Consider the following 4242-nt stretch of genomic DNA (forward strand, 5'->3'; position numbering starts at 1 on the left):
TCTCGGCGAGGGCCGTCCCCGCGGGCCGGCGCACGGCACCCGGGCGGGGGGCCGGGGGCGCACCGGCTCGTGCGGCGGACGGGCGCGAGGCGCCGTCCCCCCGGGCGGTGCCCGACGCGCTGTCCGCGCGCCCGGCGCCCGGCCCGGCACCGGACCGGGTGGGCGCGCCGGCGGGCGTGGCCGCCTTCCGCGGGCTCCGCCTCGGCGTGGACGCGGGCGCGCGCCCGGGCCGGGCGGGCGCCGCCGGCTCGGGGTCGGTCGGGGTCCGGCGTGGTTGGCGGGGGGCGGCGGGCGGCCTCATGCGTGGTCCTCGAGCCTGGCGAGGATCACCGCGCCGAGCTCCGTGACGTCGCCCGCGCCGAGGGTCAGGAGCAGGTCCCCCGGCCTGGCGAGGTCCGCGACGGTGCGCGCCGCCTCGAGGCGGTCGGCGACGTACCGGCCGCGCTCCCCCGCCCCCTGGCGTGCCATGGCCGCGGTCAGGAGCGAGCCGTCGACGCCGGGCACCGGGTCCTCGCGGGCGCCGTAGACGTCTGTGACCACGACCTCGTCGGCCAGCGCCAGCGCGGCGCCGAACGCCTCGGCGAACTCCCGGGTGCGCGAGTACAGGTGCGGCTGGAAGACGACGAGCACGCGGCCGCCGCCCGCGGCGAGGCGGGCGGTGCGCAGCGTCGCGGCCACCTCGGTGGGGTGGTGGGCGTAGTCGTCGACCACGCGCACGCCCCCCGCGGCGCCCTTGTGCTCGAAGCGGCGTCCCGTTCCCGTGAAGGCGCCCAGCGCGCGCGCCATGGCCCCGGGCTCGACGCCGACCTCGACGCCCGCGCACCACGCCGCCGCGGCATTCAGCGCCATGTGCGCGCCGCCGACGGCCAGCTCGAGGGGCACGTCGGGCACGTCGGTTCGCGTGTGCAGCCGCGCGCGGGCGCCGGCGGGCGTCAGCTCGAGCCCGCGGACCTGGACGTGCGCGGCCGTGCCGGGGGCGGGTGCGCCGGGGGCCGCCGCACGGGTCCCCGCGTCTAGAGCGCGCGCGTCTGGGACCGGCGCGTCTCCCGCCCAGGGCGACTCGCCGGTGCCGTAGGTGACCACCCGGGTGCCGTGGTCCCGGGCGTGCCGGGCCAGGTCGAGGGAGCCGGGGTCGTCGGCGCAGGCGACGAGCAGCCCGCCAGGGGTGATCCGGGCGGCGAAGTCCTCGAAGGCCTGCCGGAAGGCGGCCTCCGACCCGTAGTGGTCCAGGTGGTCGGGCTCGATGTTCGTCACCACCGCGACGCGGGGGGCGTAGTTGAGGAAGGAGCCGTCGGACTCGTCGGCCTCGGCCACGAACGCGTCGCCCTGGCCCAGGTGCGCGCCCGTCCCGAGGGACAGCACGGTGCCGCCGATGGCGTACGAGGGGTCCTGGCCCGCCTCGCGCAGCGCGACGGCCAGCATCGCCGACGTCGAGGTCTTGCCGTGGGCGCCGGCCACGGCCACGAGGTCCCGGCCCGCGGCCGCGAGGGCGAGCGCCTGGGAGCGGTGCAGCACCGGCAGGCCACGCTCGCGGGCGGCCACGAGCTCGGGGTTGGTCTCGCGGACGGCGGTGGAGACCACGACGGCGGCGGCGCCGGGCACGTGGGCCGCGTCGTGCCCGACGTGCGTGCGCACGCCGAGGGCGCGCAGCCGCGCCAGGGTGTCGGAGTCGCGCTGGTCGGAGCCGGAGACCTCGTGCCCGCGGGCGGCGAGGAGCTCGGCGACGGCGGCCATGCCGACGCCCCCGACGCCGATGAGGTGGAAGCGCTCAGCCACGGCCTGCCGCCTCGACCACGAGGGCGGCCAGGCGGGCCGCGCCGTCGGCGGGCCCGGCGCCGGCGGCGGCCGCCGCCATGGCCGCCAGCGCCGTCGGGTCGCCCAGCAGCGCGGTGACGCGGCGGCGCACCCAGGCGGCGTCGAGGTCGGCGTCGGCGACGAGCACGCCGCCGCCGGCCGCGACGACGTCAGCGGCGTTGAGGCGCTGCTCGCCGTTGCCCACGGGCAGCGGGACGTACACGGCGGGCAGGCCGAGGGCGGCGAGCTCGCTGACCGTCCCGGCGCCGGAGCGGCACAGGACGAGGTCGGCGCAGGCGTAGGCGAGCTCCATCGCGCTGAGGTACTCGCGCATGTGGTAGCGCTCGGCGACCGCCGGGTCGGCGAGGGCGGCCGCGGCGACGGCGGCGCGCACCGGCTCGTCCTTGCCGCGTCCCGTCAGGTGCAGCACCTGGGCGCCGGCACCGACGAGGTCGGCCGCCGCGCCGGCCACGGCCTCGTTCAGGCGCAGCGCGCCGAGGGAACCGCCGGTGACGAGCAGCGTGGGCCGGCCGGGGTCGAGGCCGAGCCGCCCTGCGGCGTCGGCGCGGCGGGCGGCGGCGTCCCCGGCGCTGGCGCGGTCGGCGACCAGGGCCGCGATGGGGGTGCGCAGCGGCAGCCCGGTGACCTCGGTACGCCCGTGCGCGGCGCGCAGGGGCGTGGAGGCGAACGTCAGGGCGACGGCGGCGGCCCAGCGGGCCCCGAGCCGGTTCGCCAGCCCGGGCCGCGCGTTCTGCTCGTGGATGACCACGGGCACGCCCCGGCGCCGCGCGGCCAGGTAGGCGGGGGTCGAGACGTACCCGCCGAACCCGACCACGACCTCGGCGCGGGACTCGGCGATCGCCGCGCCCGCCGCGCGGACGGCACCGGCCAGGCGCCCGGGCAGGCGCAGGAGGTCGGCGGAGGGGCGGCGCGGGAGGGCCGCCCGCGGGACCAGCCGGAGGTCGAGGCCGGCCTCGGGCACGAGCGTGCGCTCGAGGCCGGACGCGGTGCCGAGCACCGTCAGCTCCGCGCCGCCCGGCAGGGCGGCCAGCGCGGTGGCGGTGGCCAGGAGCGGGTTGACGTGCCCGGCGGACCCGCCGCCCGCGAGCAGCACGCGCACGGCCGCGGGCGCGGACGGGGCGACCTCAGCCACGGCGGGGCCTCCTCGAGACGACGGCCAGGGAGCGGCGGACCATGCCGCGGCGCAGCGCCAGGGCCTGGGTGGCGCCCGGCTCGGAGCGCGCGAAGGCGAGCACGATGCCCACGGCGATGAGGGTGGAGATCATGGCGGACCCGCCGGCGGAGACCAGCGGCAGGGGGACGCCGATGACGGGGAGCAGGCCGATGACGACGCCGATGTTGACCAGCGCCTGCGCCAGGATCCACGACGCGATGGCCGCCGTCGTGATCTGCGCGAAGGGGTCGCGGTGGCGCTGGACGACGCGGAACATGCCGACGGCGAGCACGCCGAACAGGGTGAGGACGACCAGCGTGCCGAGCAGGCCCAGCTCCTCCCCGAGGATGGCGAAGATGAAGTCGTTGTGCGCCTCGGGCAGGTACGACCACTTCTCGCGGGAGGCGCCGAGCCCGACGCCGGAGACGCCGCCGGTGCCCAGGCCCCACAGTCCGTGGCGGGTCTGGAACCCCGCACCGGACGGGTCGGCCTCGGCCAGGCCGAGGAAGACGCCGACGCGGTGCATGCGGGACGCGGACCCGACGACGAGGAAGGTGGCCACGCCCGCGGCCCCCACGCCGGCATAGCCGAACCACTTCATCGGCAGGCCGGCCACGAAGTACGCCCCCACCACGAGGACGGCCATGATGATGACGGTGCCCATGTCGTGGCCGGCGAGGACCAGGCCGATCGCCAGCGCCGCGCCGATCGCGCCCGGGACGAGCGCGTGCCGCCACTCGTCCAGGAGCCGGCCCTTGCGGGCCAGGACGAGCCCGAGCCACAGGGCGAGCGCGAGCTTGAGGAACTCCGAGGGCTGGACGGACTGCCCGATGCCGGGGATGTAGATCCAGTTGACGTTGCCGTTCTGGGCCCGCGCGAGCGGGGAGAAGATGAGCAGCTGCAGCGCGACGGTGGCGACGAACGCCGGCCACGCGAGCCGGCGGTAGACGTGCACGGGGATCCGCGAGGCCACGGCGGCCAGCGGCAGGCCGATGAGGACGAACTTGGCCTGGCCGAGGAACTCCGCGTAGGGGTTGCCGTCGTTGTCGCGGATGGACTCGATCGTGGAGGCCGAGAGGATCATGACGACGCCGATCGCGAGGAGCAGCAGCGCCGAGCCCGCCACGAGGTAGTAGCTCAGGGCGGGTATCTGCGCCCACCCCGCGGCAGCCTTCGTGGCCGCCCCGGCTGCGGTGCCGCCGGCGCGGGCGGCGCCGGGACGGGCCGCGCCCGTGCGGGTGGCGGCGATGCGCCCGCGCGCGGGGCGCGCCGCG

3 protein-coding genes are annotated in these 4242 nt (G+C 78.5%); all 3 read right to left on the minus strand.

The window, feature by feature from the left end:
* Positions 1-297 precede the first annotated feature (297 nt).
* Positions 298-1776 (minus strand): UDP-N-acetylmuramate--L-alanine ligase, encoded by a 1479-nt coding sequence (gene murC, locus EJK16_RS11255; RefSeq protein WP_370276021.1) that lies wholly within the window; start codon positions 1774-1776, stop codon positions 298-300.
* Positions 1769-2947 carry a glycosyltransferase gene (locus tag EJK16_RS11260; protein WP_127129355.1) on the minus strand — a complete coding sequence of 393 codons (1179 nt, stop codon included), beginning with the start codon at positions 2945-2947 and terminating at the stop codon, positions 1769-1771. The genes murC and EJK16_RS11260 overlap by 8 nt, the downstream gene beginning before the upstream one ends.
* Positions 2940-4242: FtsW/RodA/SpoVE family cell cycle protein (locus EJK16_RS11265; protein WP_370276022.1), on the minus strand; the 1303-nt coding region annotated here is incomplete at its 5' end. The genes EJK16_RS11265 and EJK16_RS11260, both read right to left, overlap by 8 nt.

The organism is Georgenia sp. SYP-B2076, from assembly GCF_003991205.1.
Lineage (GTDB): Bacteria > Actinomycetota > Actinomycetes > Actinomycetales > Actinomycetaceae > Georgenia.